Origin of the sequence: Bradyrhizobium diazoefficiens (genome assembly GCF_016616885.1) — a bacterium.
Taxonomy (GTDB): Bacteria; Pseudomonadota; Alphaproteobacteria; order Rhizobiales; family Xanthobacteraceae; genus Bradyrhizobium; species Bradyrhizobium diazoefficiens_F.
On record NZ_CP067102.1, the window covers coordinates 7946051 to 7963491 of the forward strand.

Here is a 17441-nt window from a genome sequence, read left to right on the forward strand (position 1 = left end):
CTACCAGCTGTAGCGCACGACGCCCTTGCCGGCGTAGGAGCGCGTGACGGTCGAGAACTCGCCCTCGAAGGTTGCCGACGCAGACCAGCCGTTCAACCAGTTCATCTGCACCGACGCCGTGGTCAGCGCGGAATCGCGCGCCAGTGCTGCGCCATTCACGACGAAGGCCGATCCCGGCAGCGTCTGGAACACCGCGCCGACCGTGCGATCCGGATTGAAATCATGCGCCCAGGCGGCGCGGCCGCGCAGCGTCAGCACGCCGCCGCCGGCGGCAAACGATCTGTCGGCGCGCAGGCCGAGCTCGGTGCGGGTGCTGGTCAGGTCCTTGGCGGCATAGTTGAGCGCGAAGGCGTTGTTGCCGACCACGGCGAATTCCGAATAGCTCGGCAGGTTGAACATTGTGGCCTGGAGCGCGGCATAGGGCGTCAGCCCGATCCACGGCGTCGCCTGGCGATAGCCGCCTTCGATACGGCCTGAAACGGCGTTGGCATTGAACCGCGCGCGCAGCTGATCGGTGCCGGCGGCTGTGACGATGCGGTTGGTGGTGACATCCTGCCAGCCATAGGCCAGCGCAGCCGTGACATAGGCAGGCCCGGCATTGTGGCGAACGAAAGCGCCGGCCTGGAACAGATCGGAGTGGCCCCAGCCAAGTCCGTTGACGCCGAAGCCGGTGCCGCCGCCGGCGAGCGCGAAACCCGCGACCGTCGCGGGCGAGAAGCGATAGTCGAGACCGACCGCAGTCCCGTAGACGCTGCTCGTCGTATTGTTCGAGCCGAGTGCCGCACGGCCGTCGGTGGTCTGCGAGCCGCCGTAGCCCGCCGCCCAGACATCCCAGCGCTGCTCGAATGTCGGCGATGGCGCCTTGCGCTGGATCGAGGCGAGGGCGTCGCTGGGCCGCTTGCCAGTCGCGGCATAGGCATTCGCGCTGGTCTCGTCCGCATAAGGCGCAGCACCCGGCGCGCCGCTGCGTCCTGCACCGAACACGTCGGTCAACAGGCCCATGAACAGATTCATCGCATTGAACGTGGTCTGCTGCGATCCCGTTGCGGATTCGCCGGAGGCCTGCGTGAGACCGGCGGGCGAAAGGTTCGCCAGCGTCACGGGAAGGCTACCACTGCTGTTGAAATATCGAGTCAAAGCATTGGCGACGTTCTGCTGATTGATATTGAGACCGCCACCATAATTCAGAGCGAGATCGAGAAATACATTATTCGGGTCGTAGCTTAGGCTGGCCTGGAGATTCGACGAAAGCCCCGCCACGACCGGATTGAACTTGTCGGGTAACGAGCCCGCAGTCAGGATCGTGTAATGCTTCGCGATCGATCCGGTCGGGACGACCACGACCGTGGCGCCGCCGGGCGTTGCCGTTCCAACCACGACCGCGATGCCATTGCTCGTGCCAGACACCTGCACCACGTAGCTCGACGTCGATGTGAAAGAGAGATCACCTGATACGCTGAGCGTCCCGGTTGGGCTACCGGGCGCCAGCGCGCCGCCATTGACGGAGATGGAGCTTCCAACCGTGCCGACGCCGCCAAACGTGCCGCCCGCCGCGACGCTCACATTGCCGTTGATGGTGCCAGCGAGCAGAAGCGTACCACCGAGCACGTTCCAGTCCTGATTGCCGGTGCCGGTCACGGTCCAGGTCGAGCTGTCGATCTTGTTGAAGGTCGAGAAGCCGTCGTACTGGAGGCCGGTACCGATCAGGTCGAGGTTGAACGTATCCTTGCCGACGCCGCCAAGCTGGAACGTGTCGGTTCCGGATGCCAACACCTGGCCGTTGATGACGCTGCCGGGGCCGACCGTAAGCGTGTTGGAGCCACAGCCGCAGAAGTCGATGGCCACAGCACCGAACTCGCTGGCGTTGATGGTACCCGAGTTGAAGACGCTGCCGCCGCCACTTACCACGATGCCTGTGCCGTTAACGCCAACGGTGATGGTGCCGGTGTTTACGATCTGGTTTGTCGTCGAGAACGCACTCGCATCAATGCCGATGCCGCCTGCGCCCACGGTGATCGTGCCGCTGTTGGTAATGGTGTTGGAATTACCGAACACGATGATGCCCTCGACACCATCGGCGCCCGTGATCCGCCCGCTGTTGGTGATCGTGGAGGACGAGCCTCCATAGATGATGCCCCCGCCGACCAGGCCAACGTTGATCGTGCCGCCGTTGGTAACCTTCGAGTCGTCGCCCTGCACGGCAATGCCGACGCCAAAATCGCCGGCCGTGATTCTGCCGAAATTGCTGACGGTCTGGACGTCGCCTTGCAGGAAGATGCCGGCGGCGTTCTGCCCGACCGTGATCGTGCCGGTGGCGGTGTTGGTGACCGTGTTGTTGTTGCTGATTGCGAGAATGCCGCCGGAGAGTCCGGTGGAATCGCCGACCGTGATCGCGCCGGCGTTGGTCACGGTCGAGCCGCTGAACGCGTAGATGCCGATCGAATCGTTGACGCCGGCGATCGTGCCCGTCGTGGCATTGGTGATCGTGTTGTTCTGGCCCGCGAAGATGCCCACACCCGACGCGCCGATCGACAGCGCACCGCTGTTGGTGACGGTGTTGTTGTCGTGAACCGAGATCGCGGCGCCGCCGTCGCCGGTCGTGACCGTTCCGGCATTGGTGATGATATTGTGATCGATCGCCAGGATGCCAAGACCGTTGTCGAGCACCGTGATCGTAGCGTTGTTGGTCACGGTATTCGAATTTCCGACACCGATGCCGATCAGGCCCGAGCCTGCCGACAGCGTTCCGTTGTTGGTGACGGTGCTGGAGTCGTTGACGCCAATCGAGACCGTGCCGTTGTCGTTCACGGTCGCGCCCGACAGTACGTTGACAGTGAGGCTGTCGACCCCGATGCCGGCCTGAAAGCCATCCGTGTCAGTGCCGCTACACGTCACAGTCTGGCCACTTGCGGCCGGATCCGGCGTACAGAGCGCATTGGCTGGCGTCGTCCAGAGGCTGAGCCCCAAGACGAGCGCCGATGCGCTGACGAGCGAGGCAGCGCCGTATCGGCGCAGTCGACCCTGCTGCCTCGATGGCCCCTCGCCCCGCATGTCACGCTCCCCATTCCCAGCCAGCTCCGCGGAGGAATTTAGGCCATGAGGAGGCGCCGTAGAACTACGCGCCGCCGGAATGCGTTCGTTTGGCGCACAACCGAGACTGAATCCGGCCGCCATGTTGCAACCGCGCCACGGTTTTCAAGGCAAATTGCGGTTCAGGTGTGATGTGGCTCACATCGGACGACGTTGTCCACCCCGGCGGCATTCGCAAGAGCTCAGTAGTTGGAGGCCGCCGCCTCATTCGGGATGCCGTCGATCGGACACTCGTCAGTCCCCGGCGTCGACCGCGTCATCGCCTCGACCATGTCCCGCGTGCCTTCGGGATCGGCGATCCAGTTCTTGTAGAAGTCATAAGGGCAGGCGGCGACACCGCGCGGGCTTTCGCCGGAATTGATCATACCGGTGTAGCCGCGGTGGACCAGCTTGTAGAGATGGTTCTGCGACTGGCCGTTACGGCGCGCATCGCGGATCAGATGCTTCGACAGCTGGGCGTACTGGATGCCGTACTCCTCCTCGCCGCACTCGCCGAGCGTGCGGCCGTCGAAGCCGATGATCGCGGAGTGACCGAAATAGGAGTAGACGCCGTCGAAGCCGGCGGCATTGGCGACCGCGACATAGACATTGTTGGCCCAGGCCATCGCCTTTGAAATCAGAATCTGCTGCTCCTTGGCCGGATACATATAGCCCTGGCAGCGCACGATCAGCTCGGCGCCCTTCATGGCGCAGTCGCGCCAGATCTCGGGAAAATTGCCGTCGTCACAGATGATCAGGCTGACCTTCATGCCCTTCGGGCCGTCGGAAACGTAGGTGCAATTGCCGGGATACCAGCCTTCGATCGGCACCCACGGCATGATCTTGCGGTACTTTTGAACGATCTCGCCCTTGTCGTTCATCAGGATCAGGGTGTTGTAGGGCGCCTTGTGCGGATGCTCCTCGTGCCGCTCGCCGGTGAGCGAGAACACGCCCCACACTTTCGCCTTGCGACAGGCCTCGGCAAAAATCGCGGTCTCCTCACCGGGCACCGCGGAGGCGGTCTCGTACATCTCCTTGGAGTCGTACATGATGCCCTGCGTGGAGTATTCCGGGAAAATCACCAGATCCATACCGGGCAGGCCGGCCTTCATGCCGACGAGCATGTCGCCGATCTTGCGGGCGTTGTCGAGCACCTCGGCCCTGGTGTGCAGTCGGGGCATCTTGTAGTTGACCACTGCGACGCCGACGGTGTCGTTGCTGCTGGAAATATCACCGTGAAGCATGTTGAGCGCTCCTGTCTTTTATTCGTTTGAGGTCATCGCGTGCATTTAGTGGCTGATCATCCAGGGCCGCGCCGTCGGAAAGCCCTTGGCGCCGCTCCTGGTCTTGGTCACCAGCCGCGCGGGCTTCTTCCTGTCCGACGTGCCCTTGTCCTTGACCGTCTTGCCTGACGAGCAGCAGCCGCAACCGGGACCGTGCGAGGCCTGGTATTGCGCGAGCGTCTGCGGCGCGTGCGTGCTGCGTTCGTTGACGGCATGGGCTTTTCGCTTCTCTGCCGGCATGCAGAAGAAATTCGGCGCGGTCAGGATGACGCGCGGCGCCATCGTCTCGCAGTGCGGACAGTTTTGCGGATCGTCACATTCCGCCATCGGCCGCAGGTCCTTGAACGGACCGCAGTCGTCACAAAGATATTCATAGACCGGCATCGCATCATCCCCACGCTCTTGGCTGTTCAACGCAGCTCGCTGCCACCATTCCTGCGGAAACAGCCCTCACCCCAACCCTCTCCCCGTAAGAACGGGGAGAGGGAGCGCACCGATTACCTATCCGGCGAGATCGGCATCTGGATATCGCCGGTGATGTGCTTGATGGGGCCTGCCGCCGACGGCATCACGTCGAAGTCGAAGATCTCTGTCGGTAACCACAGCGTGGCGCAGGCATTGGGCACGTCGACCACACCGGAGATGTGGCCCTGGCACGGCGCGGTGCCGAGGATCGAATAGGCCTGTGCGCCGGAGTAGCCGAACTTTTTCAAATACTCGATGGCGTTGAGGCAGGCCTGACGATAGGCGATATGGACGTCGAGATAATGCTGCTTGCCGGCTTCATCCACCGAGATGCCTTCGAAAATCAGATAGTCCTTGTAGTTCGGCGTGATCGGCGACGGCTTGAAGATCGGATTCTTGATGCCGTATTTCGACATGCCGTCCTTGATCACCTCGACCTTCAGATGCAGCCAGCCGGCCATTTCGATCGCACCGCAGAAGGTGATCTCGCCGTCGCCTTGGCTGAAGTGCAGATCGCCCATCGAGAGACCGGCGCCGGGCACATAGACCGGGAAGTAGATTTTTGAGCCGCGGGAGAGATCCTTGATGTCGCAATTGCCGCCATGCTCGCGCGGCGGCACGGTACGCGCGCCCTCGGCGCCGATCTTGGCCTTGACGTCTCCCTTGGCGCGGCCGCCATGGGCGGTCGCCGCAAACGGCGGGTTGGCGAGGCCGGGCACGCGGGTCGGGTTGGTCGAGATCAGCTCGGCCTCGCGCTTGTTCCAGGTCTCCAGCATCTTCGGATCGGGCAGACAGCCGATCAGGCCGGGATGGATGAGTCCGGCGAAATTCACACCGGGGACGTGGCGGGACGAAGTGTAGAGACCCTTGATGTCCCAGATCGACTTCTGCGCCAGCGGGAAGTGGTCGGTGAGGAAGCCGCCGCCATTCTGCTTGGAGAAGAAGCCGTTGAAGCCCCAGAGGCTCTCCTTCATCGGGCCGACGTCGAGCAGGTCGACGACGAGGAGGTCGCCGGGCTCGGCGCCCTTGACGCCGATCGGGCCGGAGAGGAAGTGCACGATCGAGAGATCGATGTCGCGCACGTCATCGGCGGAATCGTTGTTCTTGATGAAGCCGCCGGTCCAGTCATAGGTCTCGATGATGAAATCGTCGCCGGGATTGACCCAGGCCACGATCGGGATGTCGGGGTGCCAGCGGTTATGCACCATGTCATTTTCGTAAGCCGACTTGGTGAGATCGACCTTGATCAGTGTCTCTGGCATCGAGAGGCTCCCCTTTTACTACGGTTGGTTAGACGGACAGATATTTCGAGACCTGCACGGCATCGACGCTGTCGCGCGGGTCGTCGCGCACGATCTCGCCATTCTCGATGACCAGGACGCGGTCGGCGATATCGAGCGCAAAGCTCAGGACCTGCTCGGACACGACGATCGACAGGCCCTTTTCGTCGCGGATGCGCTTCAGCGTCCGCGCCATGTCCTTGATGATCGACGGCTGGATGCCTTCGGTCGGCTCGTCCAACAGCAGCACCCTCGGCTTGGTCGCGAGTGCGCGGGCGATGGCGAGCTGCTGTTGCTGACCGCCGGAAAGATTGCCGCCGCGGCGGCCCTTCATCTCCAGCAGCACCGGAAAGAGCTCGTAGATGTCGCCGGGCACCTCAGTGCCGCCGGAGACGACGAGCCCGGTCTCGATATTCTCCTTCACCGTCATGGTGGAGAAGATCATGCGGCCCTGCGGCACATAGGCGAGCCCCTTGGCGACGCGCGCATAGCTCGGCAAGCCGCCGAGCTCGGCGCCGTCCATTGTCACCGAGCCGCTCTTGGCCGGAAGGATGCCCATCAGGGACTTCATCAGCGTGGTCTTGCCCATGCCGTTGCGGCCCATGATCGCAACGATCTCGTTGGGCGCGACCTTGACGTTGAGCCCGTGCAGCACCTCGCTCTGGCCGTAGGCGACGTGGAGATCCGAAATAGCCAGCATGATCGCTTCCTAAGTCAGTGTGAATTGGTGAGGCCGCTGTGCCGCGAACTTCTTCCTTCTCCCTCTGTGGGAGAAGGTGGCGCGGACGAAGTCCACGACGGATGAGGGGTATGCGCCCGCGGATGCGAGAGGCAGTTTGACGTGCGGAGAGATACCCCTCACCCGGATCGCTCGCGCGATCCGACCTCTCCCACAGGGGGAGAGGTGGACCGTTATCGCCGCAGCAGGCTCACTCGACTTCGTCATCCCTCAATGCCCCAAATAGACTTCAATGACCTTGGGATCGTTCTGCACCTTCTCCATGGTTCCCTCGGAGAGGATCTGGCCCTGGTGAAGCACGGTGACCTTGTGCGCGATGTCCTCGACGAACTTCATGTCGTGCTCGATCACCAGCACCGACCGGTTCTTGATGATGCGGTTGAGCAGCTCTGCGGTCTTGGCGCGCTCAGACACGCTCATGCCGGCGACGGGCTCATCCAGCATCAGCAGGTCCGGGTCCTGGATCAACAGCATGCCAATCTCGAGCCATTGCTTCTGGCCGTGGCTGAGCAGATCGGCGCTCATGTTCAGCCGATCCTTCAGGAAGATCATTTCGGCGACTTCATGCACCCGGTCGCGCACGGCGGCATCGCGGGTAAAGGTCAGCGCGCCGAACACCGAGCGTCCGCGCGGATAGGAAATCTCCAGATTCTCGAACACCGTGAGATCGTCGTAGATCGACGGGTTCTGGAACTTGCGGCCGACGCCGGTCTTGACGATCTCGTTCTCCCTCATCCGCGTCAGCTCCTTGCCGCGAAACTGGATCGAGCCCGACGTCGCTTTGGTCTTGCCGCAGATCAGGTCGAGCACCGTGGTCTTGCCGGCGCCGTTGGGGCCGATGATGACGCGGATCTCGTTCTCGTCGACGTAGAAAGAGAGATCGTTGACCGCCTTGAACCCGTCGAACGACACCGTGAGGGCTTCGACCGCGAGCAAAAATTCCTTGGGCTGGTGACCTATGAGCATGATGATCTCCTCACTCGGCTGGGGCGCCGTCGGCGACCGAGCTGTCGGTCCAGCCTTCGGGTTTGGGTTTGCGCGACGAGATCAGGCGATCGATGCGCGGCTGCACATAGTCGCCCCAGATCCCGGCAAGGCCGTTCGGGAAAGCGAGAACCACGGCGATGAACAAACCGCCAAGGCCGAACAGCCACAATTCAGGAAACGTCTCCGACAGGCTGGTCTTGGCGAAATTGACCAGCAGCGTGCCGTAGATGGCACCCAGAATGGAAAGTCGGCCACCGACCGCTGTGTAGATCACCATTTCGATCGACGGCACGATGCCGACGAAGGACGGCGACATGAAGCCGACATTGAGCGCGAACATGGCGCCGCCGATGGCGGCGAACACGGCGGCGATGCAGAAGGCGAAGATCTTGAAGTTCGCGACGCTGTAGCCGGAGAAGCGGACCCGGTCCTCCTTCTCGCGCATCGCCACCAGGATGCGTCCAAGCTTGGAGTGCCGGATGAACTGCGCGATCATGATGCAGACGAGCAGGCATCCGACCTCGAAGAAGTACAGCACGACCTTGGCGTGATCGGGCCTGATGTCCCACCCCTTCAAGGTGCGTAGATCGGTCATGCCGTTGATGCCGCCGGTGTAGCCCTGCTGTCCCACGATCAGGATGGTAAGGATGGCCGCGACCGCTTGCGTGATGATCGCGAAATAGGTGCCGCCGACCCGGCGCTTGAACATCGCTGTGCCGATGATCAGGGCGAAGATGCCGGGCACCAGGATGATGGCGGCGATGGTGAAGGTGAGGCTGTGAAACGGCTTCCAGAACAGCGGCAGTGACGTGATCTGATTCCAGTCCATGAAATCGGGAATGCCGGGGGTCGACTGGATCTTGGTGTTCTCCACGCTCGATGCCTCGAGCTTGAGGAACATCGCCATGCAGTAGCCGCCGAGCCCGAAGAACACGCCCTGGCCGAGGCTCAAGATGCCGCCATAACCCCAGCAGATCACCAGCCCCAGCGCGACGAAGGCATAGGTCAGATATTTTGCGACCAGGTTGAGCCTGAAGACGTCGAGCGTGAGCGGCAGCACCACCACCAGGAAGACCGCGAGCACCAGAATTCCGATGAGCTCCGATCGATTGAAGAACCGATTGTCGGTCATTGCATCAGCCTCTATTTCTCACTTGCGGACCTTGAGGGCGAACAGCCCTTGCGGCCGCAGCATCAGGATTCCGACAACGGCGAGCAGCGTCAGCACCTTGGCCATCGAGCCCGACATGAAGAACTCGAGGGTGGATTGGGTCTGCGAGATCGAGAAGGCCGAGGCGATGGTGCCGAGCAGGCTCGCAGCGCCGCCGAACACGACCACCAGGAACGTGTCGACGATGTAGAGCTGTCCGGAGGTCGGCCCGGTCGAGCCGATCATCGTGAAGGCGCTGCCGGCGACGCCGGCGATGCCGCAGCCAAGACCGAAGGTGTAGCGGTCGACCTTCTCGGTGTTGATGCCGACCGCGCCGGCCATGATGCGGCTCTGCACGACAGCGCGCACCTGGCGGCCCCAGCGCGACTTGTACATCACGTAGGCGACGCCGATGGTGATCAGGACGGTGAGGCACATGACGAAGACACCGTTGATCGGCACTTCGATGCTGTCGGTGACGTGCAGCGAGCCGAGCATCCATTGCGGGAGCTCGACGCCGACTTCACGCGCGCCGAACACGGAGCGATACGCCTGCTGCAACATCAGGCTGAGGCCCCAGGTCGCAAGCAGCGTATCGAGTGGGCGCTTGTAGAGATGCCGTATCAGCACCCATTCCACCAACATCCCCAGCGCACCGGATGCGACAAAGGCCAGGATCATCGCGAGGAAGAAGTAGCCGCTGAACAGGCTCGGCAAATAGGACTGGAAGAAATTCGATGTCAGCCAGGTGACGTAGGCCCCGAGGATCATGAACTCGCCATGGGCCATGTTGATGACGCCCATCTGGCCGAAGATGATCGCAAGACCGAGCGCCATCAGCACATAGACAGAGAACAGGATCAGTCCTGCAAAACCCTGCATGACGAAGATGGAGCCAAGGTCACCAAGCGAGTAGTCGCCGAACATCGATGTCCTCCGTCAGGGATGAGGTCCCGCGTCGCGAGCAGATTCGCGACGCGGGGGTCTTGGGCATGGACTTGCAATCCACGCCAGGGAGCCGCTTGGTTTTGAGGGAAATCGCGACTGATGCCGCGCCTCTTACTGATAGCGCTCTTACTGGTAGCCCTTGGGGAACGGATCCGGCTCGACGAGATCGGCGGTCTCGTAGATCAGCTCGAACTGGCCATCGAGCTTGGCGCGGCCCACTCGGGTCTTCGACCAGAGGTGATGATTTTCGTGGATGCGCACATAGCCTTCCGGAGCGCCCTTGAACTCGACGCCCGGCGAAGCCGCCGCGATCTTGTCGACGTCGAAGGAGCCGGCTTTCTCGACCGTCAACTTCCACAGCCACGGGCCAAGATAGGCAGCCTGGGTGACGTCTCCAATGACAGTCTTCTCGCCCCACATCTTCTTGAACGCGGGCACGAAGGCCTTGTTGTTGGGATTGTCGAGCGACTGGAAGTACTTCATGCAGGCATAGGCGCCCGCGATGTTCTCGCCGCCGATGCCGTCGATTTCGTCCTCGGTCACCGAGATCGTCAACAGCGCCTGCTTGGAGAGGTCGATGCCTGCGGCCTTGAGCTGCTTATAGAAGGCGACGTTGGAGCCGCCGACGACGTCGGTGAAGATCACGTCGGGCTTGGTCAGCTTGATCTTGTTGATGACCGAGTTGAACTGGGTGTTGCCGAGCGGATAATACTCCTCGCCGACGACCTTGCCCTTCAGCACGTTCTCGACGTGCTTGCGCGCGATCTTGTTCGAGGTGCGCGGCCAGATGTAGTCGGAGCCGATGAAGAAGAACGACTTCGCGCCCTTTTCCTTCGCGATCCAGTTCAGGCCGGCGAGAATCTGCTGGGTCGCCTCCTGGCCGGTGTAGATCACGTTCTTGGACTGCTCGAGGCCTTCATAGAAGGTCGGGTAGTAGAGCATGCCGTTGTACTGCTCGACGACTGGCAGCACCGCCTTGCGCGAGGCCGAGGTCCAGCAGCCCATGATCGCCGCGACCTTGTCGTTGACGAGCAGCTTCTTGGCCTTCTCCGCGAAGGTTGGCCAGTCGCTGGCGCCGTCTTCCTGGATGAACTTGATCTTGCGGCCGAGCACGCCGCCGGCGGCGTTGATCTGCTCGATGGCGAGCTTCTCGGCCTCGATCGAACCGGTTTCGGAGATGGCCATGGTGCCGGTCGCCGAATGCAGGATGCCGACCGTCACCTCGGTGTCGGTGACCGCGAGACCGGTCGTATTGACCGCCGAGGTCGCAGGCGCCTGTGCAAATGACGCCCGCGGCAGCATCGTAATGGCCGGCAGCGCCGCCATTCCCATCAATAATTTGCGCCGGAGCGGCGACAACAGGCCCTTGTTTGCTTCGTCTGACATGAGCACCCCACTGTTTGTTCGAGGACACGCGATTGGTGCCGTGAGGATGGCTCGAATTTGTGCACCGCAAGCATACGCAAGATCGCGTATACTGCACCGCAAAATACCGACGTAGGCTTTTGGTACGGAATTTGCGAGGGGTCGGACAAAGTTCGGGAGTGGGGTTCGAGTGGCAGGGCGGCAGCGAATAGACCGCGTCAGGCGCCAGTACAATCAATGGGTCGCCAACCAGACGCTGGAAGACTACGCGCTGCGCTTCACCGCCAAAAGCGCGCGGCGCTGGTCCGCCGCTCGCGTCGCCAACACCGCAATCGGTGCGATTTCCTTTCTGGTGCTGGAGGCGATCGGCGGCACCATCACCCTCAATTACGGCGTCACCAACGCAGCCGCCGCGATCCTCGTCGTCTCCGCCATCATCTTCTTCTGCGGCGTGCCAATTGCCTATTATGCAGCCAAATGCGGCATCGACATTGACCTGCTCACGCGCGGCGCCGGCTTCGGCTACATCGGCTCGACCGTCACCTCGCTGATCTACGCCTCCTTCACTTTCATCTTTTTTGCGGTCGAGGCGGTGATCCTGGCGACCGCGCTGGAGATGTGCTTGGGCATCCCCCGCCCGATCGGCTACCTCATCAGCGCCGTCGCGATCATCCCGCTCGTGACCTATGGCATCACGCTGATCAGCCGCTTCCAGCTTTGGACGCAACCGCTCTGGATCGTCCTGCACATCCTGCCCTTTGCCGCGATCGCCTGGGCCAGCCCGCACTCCTTCACGGAATGGCACAAATTCGCCGGCGAGCACGGCGATCTCGGCGGCCATTTCGACCTGTTGCTGTTCGGTGTCGCGTCCTCCGTGGTGTTCTCGCTGGTGGCGCAGATCGGCGAGCAGGTCGACTTCCTACGATTTCTGCCGCGCGACCGCCGCACCTCAAGGGCGTCGTGGTGGATCGCGCTGATGAGCGCGGGGCCGGGCTGGATCGTGCTCGGCGCGCTGAAGCTTCTGGCCGGCTCGTTCCTCGCCTTCTTCGCGCTCAGCCACGGCGTGCCGCCCGAGGAGGCGGCCGAGCCCGCTCATATGTATCTCGTGGCCTTTCGCTACGTGCTGTCGGACCCGGACCTCGCGCTGGCGTTGACCGGCTTCTTCGTGGTGTTGTCGCAGATCAAGATCAACGTCACCAACGCCTATGCCGGCTCGATCGCCTGGTCGAATTTCTTCTCGCGCCTGACGCACAGCCATCCCGGACGCGTGGTCTGGCTGGTGTTCAACGTGATGGTGGCGCTGCTGCTGATGGAGATCGGCGTCTACAAGGCGCTGGAGCAGACGCTTGCGCTCTACTCCAACGTCGCGATCGCCTGGGTCGGTGCGCTGGTGTCCGATCTCGTCATCAACAAGCCGCTTGGCCTGCGACCGCCGCAGATGGAGTTCAAGCGCGCGCATCTCTACGACATCAATCCGGTCGGCGTCGGCGCCATGACGCTTGCGATCATCGTGTCAATCGCGGCGTTCTACGGCCTGTTCGGCCCGACCATGAAGGCGCTCGCCGCCTTCGTCGCACTGACGGTGGCCTTCGTCACCGCGCCTGTTATCGCCTGGCTGACCGACGGGAAGTACTACATCGCGCGCAAGCCGAAGCGGAGCTGGGCCAATATCGAGTCGATCCAGTGCTGTATCTGCGAGCACAGCTTCGAACCCGAGGACATGACCTCCTGTCCGGCCTATGCCGGCCCAATCTGCTCGCTGTGCTGCTCGCTCGATGCCCGCTGCCACGATCTCTGCAAGCCGCATGGCCGCGCGCAGGTGCAGTTCGCCGACGCGCTCGGCAGAATTTTGCCACAGCCGATCTATCAGCGGATCAACTCGCAGTTCGGTCACTATATCGGGGTGTTCGTTGTCTCCGCCGGCCTTGTCGCGCTGGTGCTGGGACTGATCTATCTCCAGACCTCCGCGAGCGTGCATGGCGAGAACTCACTCGTCTCAAACGTGCTTTGGAAGGTGTTCTTCTCGCTCAGCATCATCATCGGTGTGGTTGCCTGGCTGTTCGTGCTGGCGCAGCAGAGCCGCCGCGCCGCAGAGGCCGAGACGCGACGGCAGACCGCGCTGCTGATCCAGGAGATCGACGCGCACAAGCGCACCGACGCCGAGCTCCAGCGCGCCAAGGAGGTCGCCGAGTCCGCCAACCTCGCCAAGAGCCGTTATGTGGTGGGACTGAGCCATGAGCTGCGCTCGCCGCTGAACGCGATCAGCGGCTACGCGCAGCTCCTGGAGCAGGATTCGACGTTGAACACCAAGCCGCGCGACCAGGTCCGCGTCGTCCGCCGCAGCGCCGACCACCTCTCCGGCCTGATCGACGGCATCCTGGACATTTCCAAGATCGAAGCGGGGCGGCTGTATCTTTCCCGCGATGAAGTCCGCTTGAGCGAATTCCTCGATCAGCTCGTCGGCATGTTCCGCCTCCAGGCCGGCGCCAAAGGCATCGACTTCGTGTTCAGGCGATCGGCGACATTGCCGACGGTGGTCTATGCCGACGAGAAGCGGCTGCGTCAGGTGCTGATCAACCTGTTGTCCAACGCCATCAAATTCACCCAGACTGGTAGCGTGCAGTTTATCGTGCACTATCGCAGCCCCGTCGCCGAGTTCGAGGTGACCGACACCGGTCCCGGTATCCAGGGCGACGATCTCGAACGCATCTTCGCGCCCTTTGAGCGCGGCGCGCTCGGGGTGTCGCAGCCGCAGACGGGCACCGGACTCGGGCTCACCATCAGCCGGCTGCTCGCCGGCGTGATGGGCGGCGACATCAAGGTCGCCAGCACCGTTGGCCGCGGCAGCACGTTCAAGATGAAGATGCTGCTATCGGAGGTCAGCAACCCCAGGCGCATCGCGCCGGTGGAGGCGCCGATCTCCGGCTATCACGGCACGCGCAAGACCATCCTGATCACCGACGACGATCCCGTGCATCGCGATCTCCTGCGCGAAGTGCTGACGCCGCTCGGCTTCATCCTGCTGAGCGCCGCCGACGGGCCAGGCTGTCTGGCGCTGGCACAGCATTGCCGGCCCGACCTGTTCCTGCTCGACATCTCGATGCCGGGCATGGACGGCTGGACCGTGGCGGAACAGCTGCGCGCAGACGGCCACCACCAGGCCCGTATCCTGATGGTGTCGGCGAGCGCACTGGAGGCGCACGGCGCACCGCTCGCCCAGCCCTTCCACGACGGCTATCTGATGAAGCCAATCGACATCCCGCGACTGCTGGAAACCATTCGCCAGCTGCTCAAGATCGAATGGCAATACGGCTCCGACGAAATCGTCGTCGTGCCGCTGTGGCATCCCGAGAGCGGCTCGCGGCCGCCGGTCCGGCACATCGAGGCGCTGATCGGGCTCGGCCAGATCGGCTACGTCAAGGGCATCCAGCTCAAGCTGGACGAGATCGGTAATGAGCACCCGGAGCATGCCGACTTCGTCGCCGAAATGCGATCGCTGGTCGATCGCTTCGATCTGGACCAATACATGACAACATTGAAAACACTGCATGCTTATGAGCATTGAGACGAAAAAGCGCGACATCGCGCTGGTTGTCGACGACTCTCCCGAGACGCTGCGGCTGCTCACCGATGCGCTCGACGGCGCCGGGATGACGGTGATGGTGGCGCTCGACGGCGCCAGCGCGATGCGCATCGTCGACCAGATCACGCCCGACATCGTGCTGCTCGACGCCGTAATGCCCGGGCTGGACGGCTTCGAGACCTGCCGCCGGCTCAAGCGCGACGCGGACCTTGCCAATGTCCCCGTCATTTTCATGACGGGCCTCGCCGAAACGGAGCACATCGTGCGCGGGCTGGAAGCCGGCGGCGTCGACTACGTGACCAAGCCGATTGTGATCGAGGAGATGCTGGCGCGCATCCGCGTCCATCTCGGCAATGCGCGGCTGACCCAGAGCGCGCGCACCGCGCTCGACGTCTCCGGCCGCTTCCTGTTCGCGATCAACCGCCAGGGCCACATCCTCTGGGCGACGCCGCAGGCGCAAAAACTGCTGGCCGATCATCACGGCGCACAGACCGACGATTTCATCCTGCCGCCGTCGCTGCTGCAATGGCTGGAGCAGGCGAAGGGCAAGGGCAGCGCGAAGTCGCAAGCGGCATCCCTGCCCGACAATCCGCAACTCCGGCTTTATTTCATGGGCGAAACCGCGCCGAACGAGTTCCTGCTACGTCTCTCCAGAGAATCCGGAACGTCGCTACCGCCCGAATTCACCAGCGAGCTCGGCCTCACCACCCGCGAGGGCGAGGTGCTGGCCTGGCTCAGCAAGGGCAAGACCAACCGCGACATCGCGCAAATTTTGGGATTGAGCCCTCGCACGGTCGACAAGCACCTGGAGCAGATTTACGCCAAGCTCGGTGTGGAGAACCGGACGGCCGCGGCGGCGATTGCCACGAATGCGACGAGGCGGAATTCGTAAGCGATGCTGCCGATGAGTTGGGACGCTGCTCACCTCGTAGTTGGTGTAGCGGTCCCTTGCCCCCTCACCCGTACACAAATGCCTTGTCATCCAGATCCGTCTTCGGGATCTCGTCCTTCTCGGTCCAGTAATCCTGGCTGTGCTGCCATTCCGGCTTGTCGCCGCGTTTGGGCAGCAGGTTCATATTGCGCATGATGTAGCCGGGGTTGAAGTTCTCAGGATCGATCCAGGGCAGGATCGGCATGTTGTGGTCTTCGGCGCGCAAGCTCACCTCGACCTTCTTGCTGCCCTTCGCCTTCATGTGGCCGAGCAGCCGGCAGACGAAATCCGCAACGAGATCCACACGCAGCGTCCAGCTCGCACGGAAATAGCCGAACACCCAGACCATATTCGGCACGCCTGTGAACATCATGCCGCGATAGGTCACGGTGTCGCCGAAGGCGAGTGGCTTGCCGTCGATCTCGAAGGCAATGTCGCCGAGCGCCGAGAGCTTGAAGCCGGTCGCGGTAACGATGACATCGGCCTCCAGCAGCTTGCCGGATTTGAGCTGGATGCCGTTCTCGACGAAGCATTCGATCTCGTCGGTGACGACCGAGGCCTTGCCGCTGGCGATGCCCTTGAAGAGGTCGGCATCGGGCACGAAGGCGATGCGCTGCCGCCACGGCCGGTAGCTCGGCGTGAAATGCGTCTCGACGTCGTAGTCAGGACCGAGCACCGCGCTGATCTGGCCGATCAGCTCCTTCTTCACCTGTTCCGGCTTGGACAGGCAGAGCTTTGTGAACGCATCCTGCTCGAACAGGATCTTGCGGCGAACGATCTCGTGGATCCAGGCCTCGTCGACCTGGAGCCGGCGCAATTCCTCGGCGATCTCGATGGCGTTGCGGCCGAGGCGGAAATAGGTCGGCGAGCGCTGCAGCATGGTGACGTGTGCGCATTTGTCGGCAATGTTCGGCACCAGCGTCGCCGCGGTTGCGCCCGAGCCGATCACGACGACCTTCTTGCCTGCGAGGTCGATATCGTCCGGCCAGGTCTGCGGGTGAACGATACGACCCTTGAAGCGATCCGTGCCCTTCCATTCCGGGGTGTAGCCCTCCGAATGGCGGTAATAGCCCTGGCACATCCAGAGGAAGTTGGCGGTGAAGGTCTTCGCCTCACCGGTGTCTGTCGTCACCGCCTCGATGGTCCAGAGATTCTGTTCGCTCGACCAGCTCGCCGAGTTGATCTTGTGCTTGTAGCGGATATGGCGGGCGATATCGTTGTCGTCGATCACCTCGTTCATGTAGGCGAGGATTTCGTCCGCGGTCGCGATCGGCGGCCCGACCCAGGGCTTGAAGCTATAGCCGAAGGTATGGAGATCGCTATCAGAGCGGATGCCGGGATAGCGATGCGTGCTCCAGGTGCCGCCGAACGTCGCCTGCGTCTCCAGGATGACGTAGCTCGTGCCCGGAAGCTGCTTCGTGACGTGATAGGCGCTACCGATGCCGGAGATACCTGCGCCGACGATCAGCACGTCGAAATGTTCTGAAGCCTGTTTGGCCGTGGCGCGACTGCGAACAGCGACATTCATTGTTGCTTCTATGCCTTGTCATTTCAGGCCGCCTTGATGGCGACGCGTTTCCTCCGCGACGGGCGCGGTCGCCTTTCGCGCTTCCTCTGCAAAATGACATAGATCAAGTCGCG

The 17441-nt window shown here is 62.6% G+C and carries 12 protein-coding genes; 2 read left to right on the forward strand and 10 right to left on the reverse strand.

Annotated elements, in window-relative coordinates; translation table 11 throughout:
- From JJC00_RS37105 to urtA, 9 genes are all read right to left on the reverse strand, one after another.
- Complete coding sequence (locus JJC00_RS37105; RefSeq protein ID WP_200470652.1) at positions 1–3051, reverse strand: autotransporter outer membrane beta-barrel domain-containing protein; 3051 nt, start codon at positions 3049–3051, stop codon at positions 1–3.
- Positions 3052–3272: 221 nt separating this feature from the next.
- Positions 3273–4313 carry an aliphatic amidase gene (locus JJC00_RS37110; RefSeq protein ID WP_200470653.1) on the reverse strand — a complete coding sequence of 347 codons (1041 nt, stop codon included), beginning with the start codon at positions 4311–4313 and terminating at the stop codon, positions 3273–3275.
- 45 nt (positions 4314–4358) lie between these two features.
- Entirely contained in the window at positions 4359–4736 is a 378-nt protein-coding gene (locus JJC00_RS37115) for an FmdB family zinc ribbon protein (protein ID WP_200470654.1), read from the reverse strand.
- A gap of 113 nt (positions 4737–4849) precedes the next feature.
- Positions 4850–6079, reverse strand: a complete 1230-nt coding sequence (gene fmdA / locus JJC00_RS37120) for a formamidase (protein ID WP_200470655.1) — start codon at positions 6077–6079, stop codon at positions 4850–4852.
- 28 nt (positions 6080–6107) lie between these two features.
- Complete coding sequence (gene urtE, locus JJC00_RS37125; protein WP_200470656.1) at positions 6108–6797, reverse strand: urea ABC transporter ATP-binding subunit UrtE; 690 nt, start codon at positions 6795–6797, stop codon at positions 6108–6110.
- Between the two features lie 249 nt (positions 6798–7046).
- Positions 7047–7802, reverse strand: coding sequence for an urea ABC transporter ATP-binding protein UrtD (urtD, locus tag JJC00_RS37130; protein WP_200470657.1), 756 nt, complete (start codon positions 7800–7802; stop codon positions 7047–7049).
- 10 nt (positions 7803–7812) lie between these two features.
- The gene (gene urtC / locus JJC00_RS37135; protein ID WP_200470658.1) at positions 7813–8955 is read right to left on the reverse strand and encodes an urea ABC transporter permease subunit UrtC; all 1143 of its coding nucleotides are present in this window, start codon (positions 8953–8955) and stop codon (positions 7813–7815) included.
- 18 nt (positions 8956–8973) lie between these two features.
- Positions 8974–9900, reverse strand: coding sequence for an urea ABC transporter permease subunit UrtB (gene urtB / locus JJC00_RS37140; protein WP_200470659.1), 927 nt, complete (start codon positions 9898–9900; stop codon positions 8974–8976).
- A gap of 147 nt (positions 9901–10047) precedes the next feature.
- Entirely contained in the window at positions 10048–11307 is a 1260-nt protein-coding gene (gene urtA, locus JJC00_RS37145; protein ID WP_200470660.1) for an urea ABC transporter substrate-binding protein, read from the reverse strand.
- Positions 11308–11476: 169 nt separating this feature from the next.
- On the opposite strand from urtA, the gene JJC00_RS37150 reads away from it, so the two are divergent.
- Together JJC00_RS37150 and JJC00_RS37155 are read left to right on the forward strand one after the other, a co-directional pair.
- Positions 11477–14851 carry a hybrid sensor histidine kinase/response regulator gene (locus JJC00_RS37150; protein WP_200470661.1) on the forward strand — a complete coding sequence of 1125 codons (3375 nt, stop codon included), beginning with the start codon at positions 11477–11479 and terminating at the stop codon, positions 14849–14851.
- Positions 14835–15761: a response regulator gene (locus JJC00_RS37155; RefSeq protein WP_246774048.1), complete on the forward strand. Its 927-nt coding sequence runs from the start codon at positions 14835–14837 to the stop codon at positions 15759–15761. The genes JJC00_RS37150 and JJC00_RS37155 overlap by 17 nt, the downstream gene beginning before the upstream one ends.
- 64 nt (positions 15762–15825) lie before the next feature.
- Here the strand turns inward: JJC00_RS37155 and JJC00_RS37160 are convergent, their stop codons facing one another.
- Positions 15826–17328, reverse strand: coding sequence for a flavin-containing monooxygenase (locus JJC00_RS37160; RefSeq protein WP_200470662.1), 1503 nt, complete (start codon positions 17326–17328; stop codon positions 15826–15828).
- Positions 17329–17441: the final 113 nt, after the last annotated feature.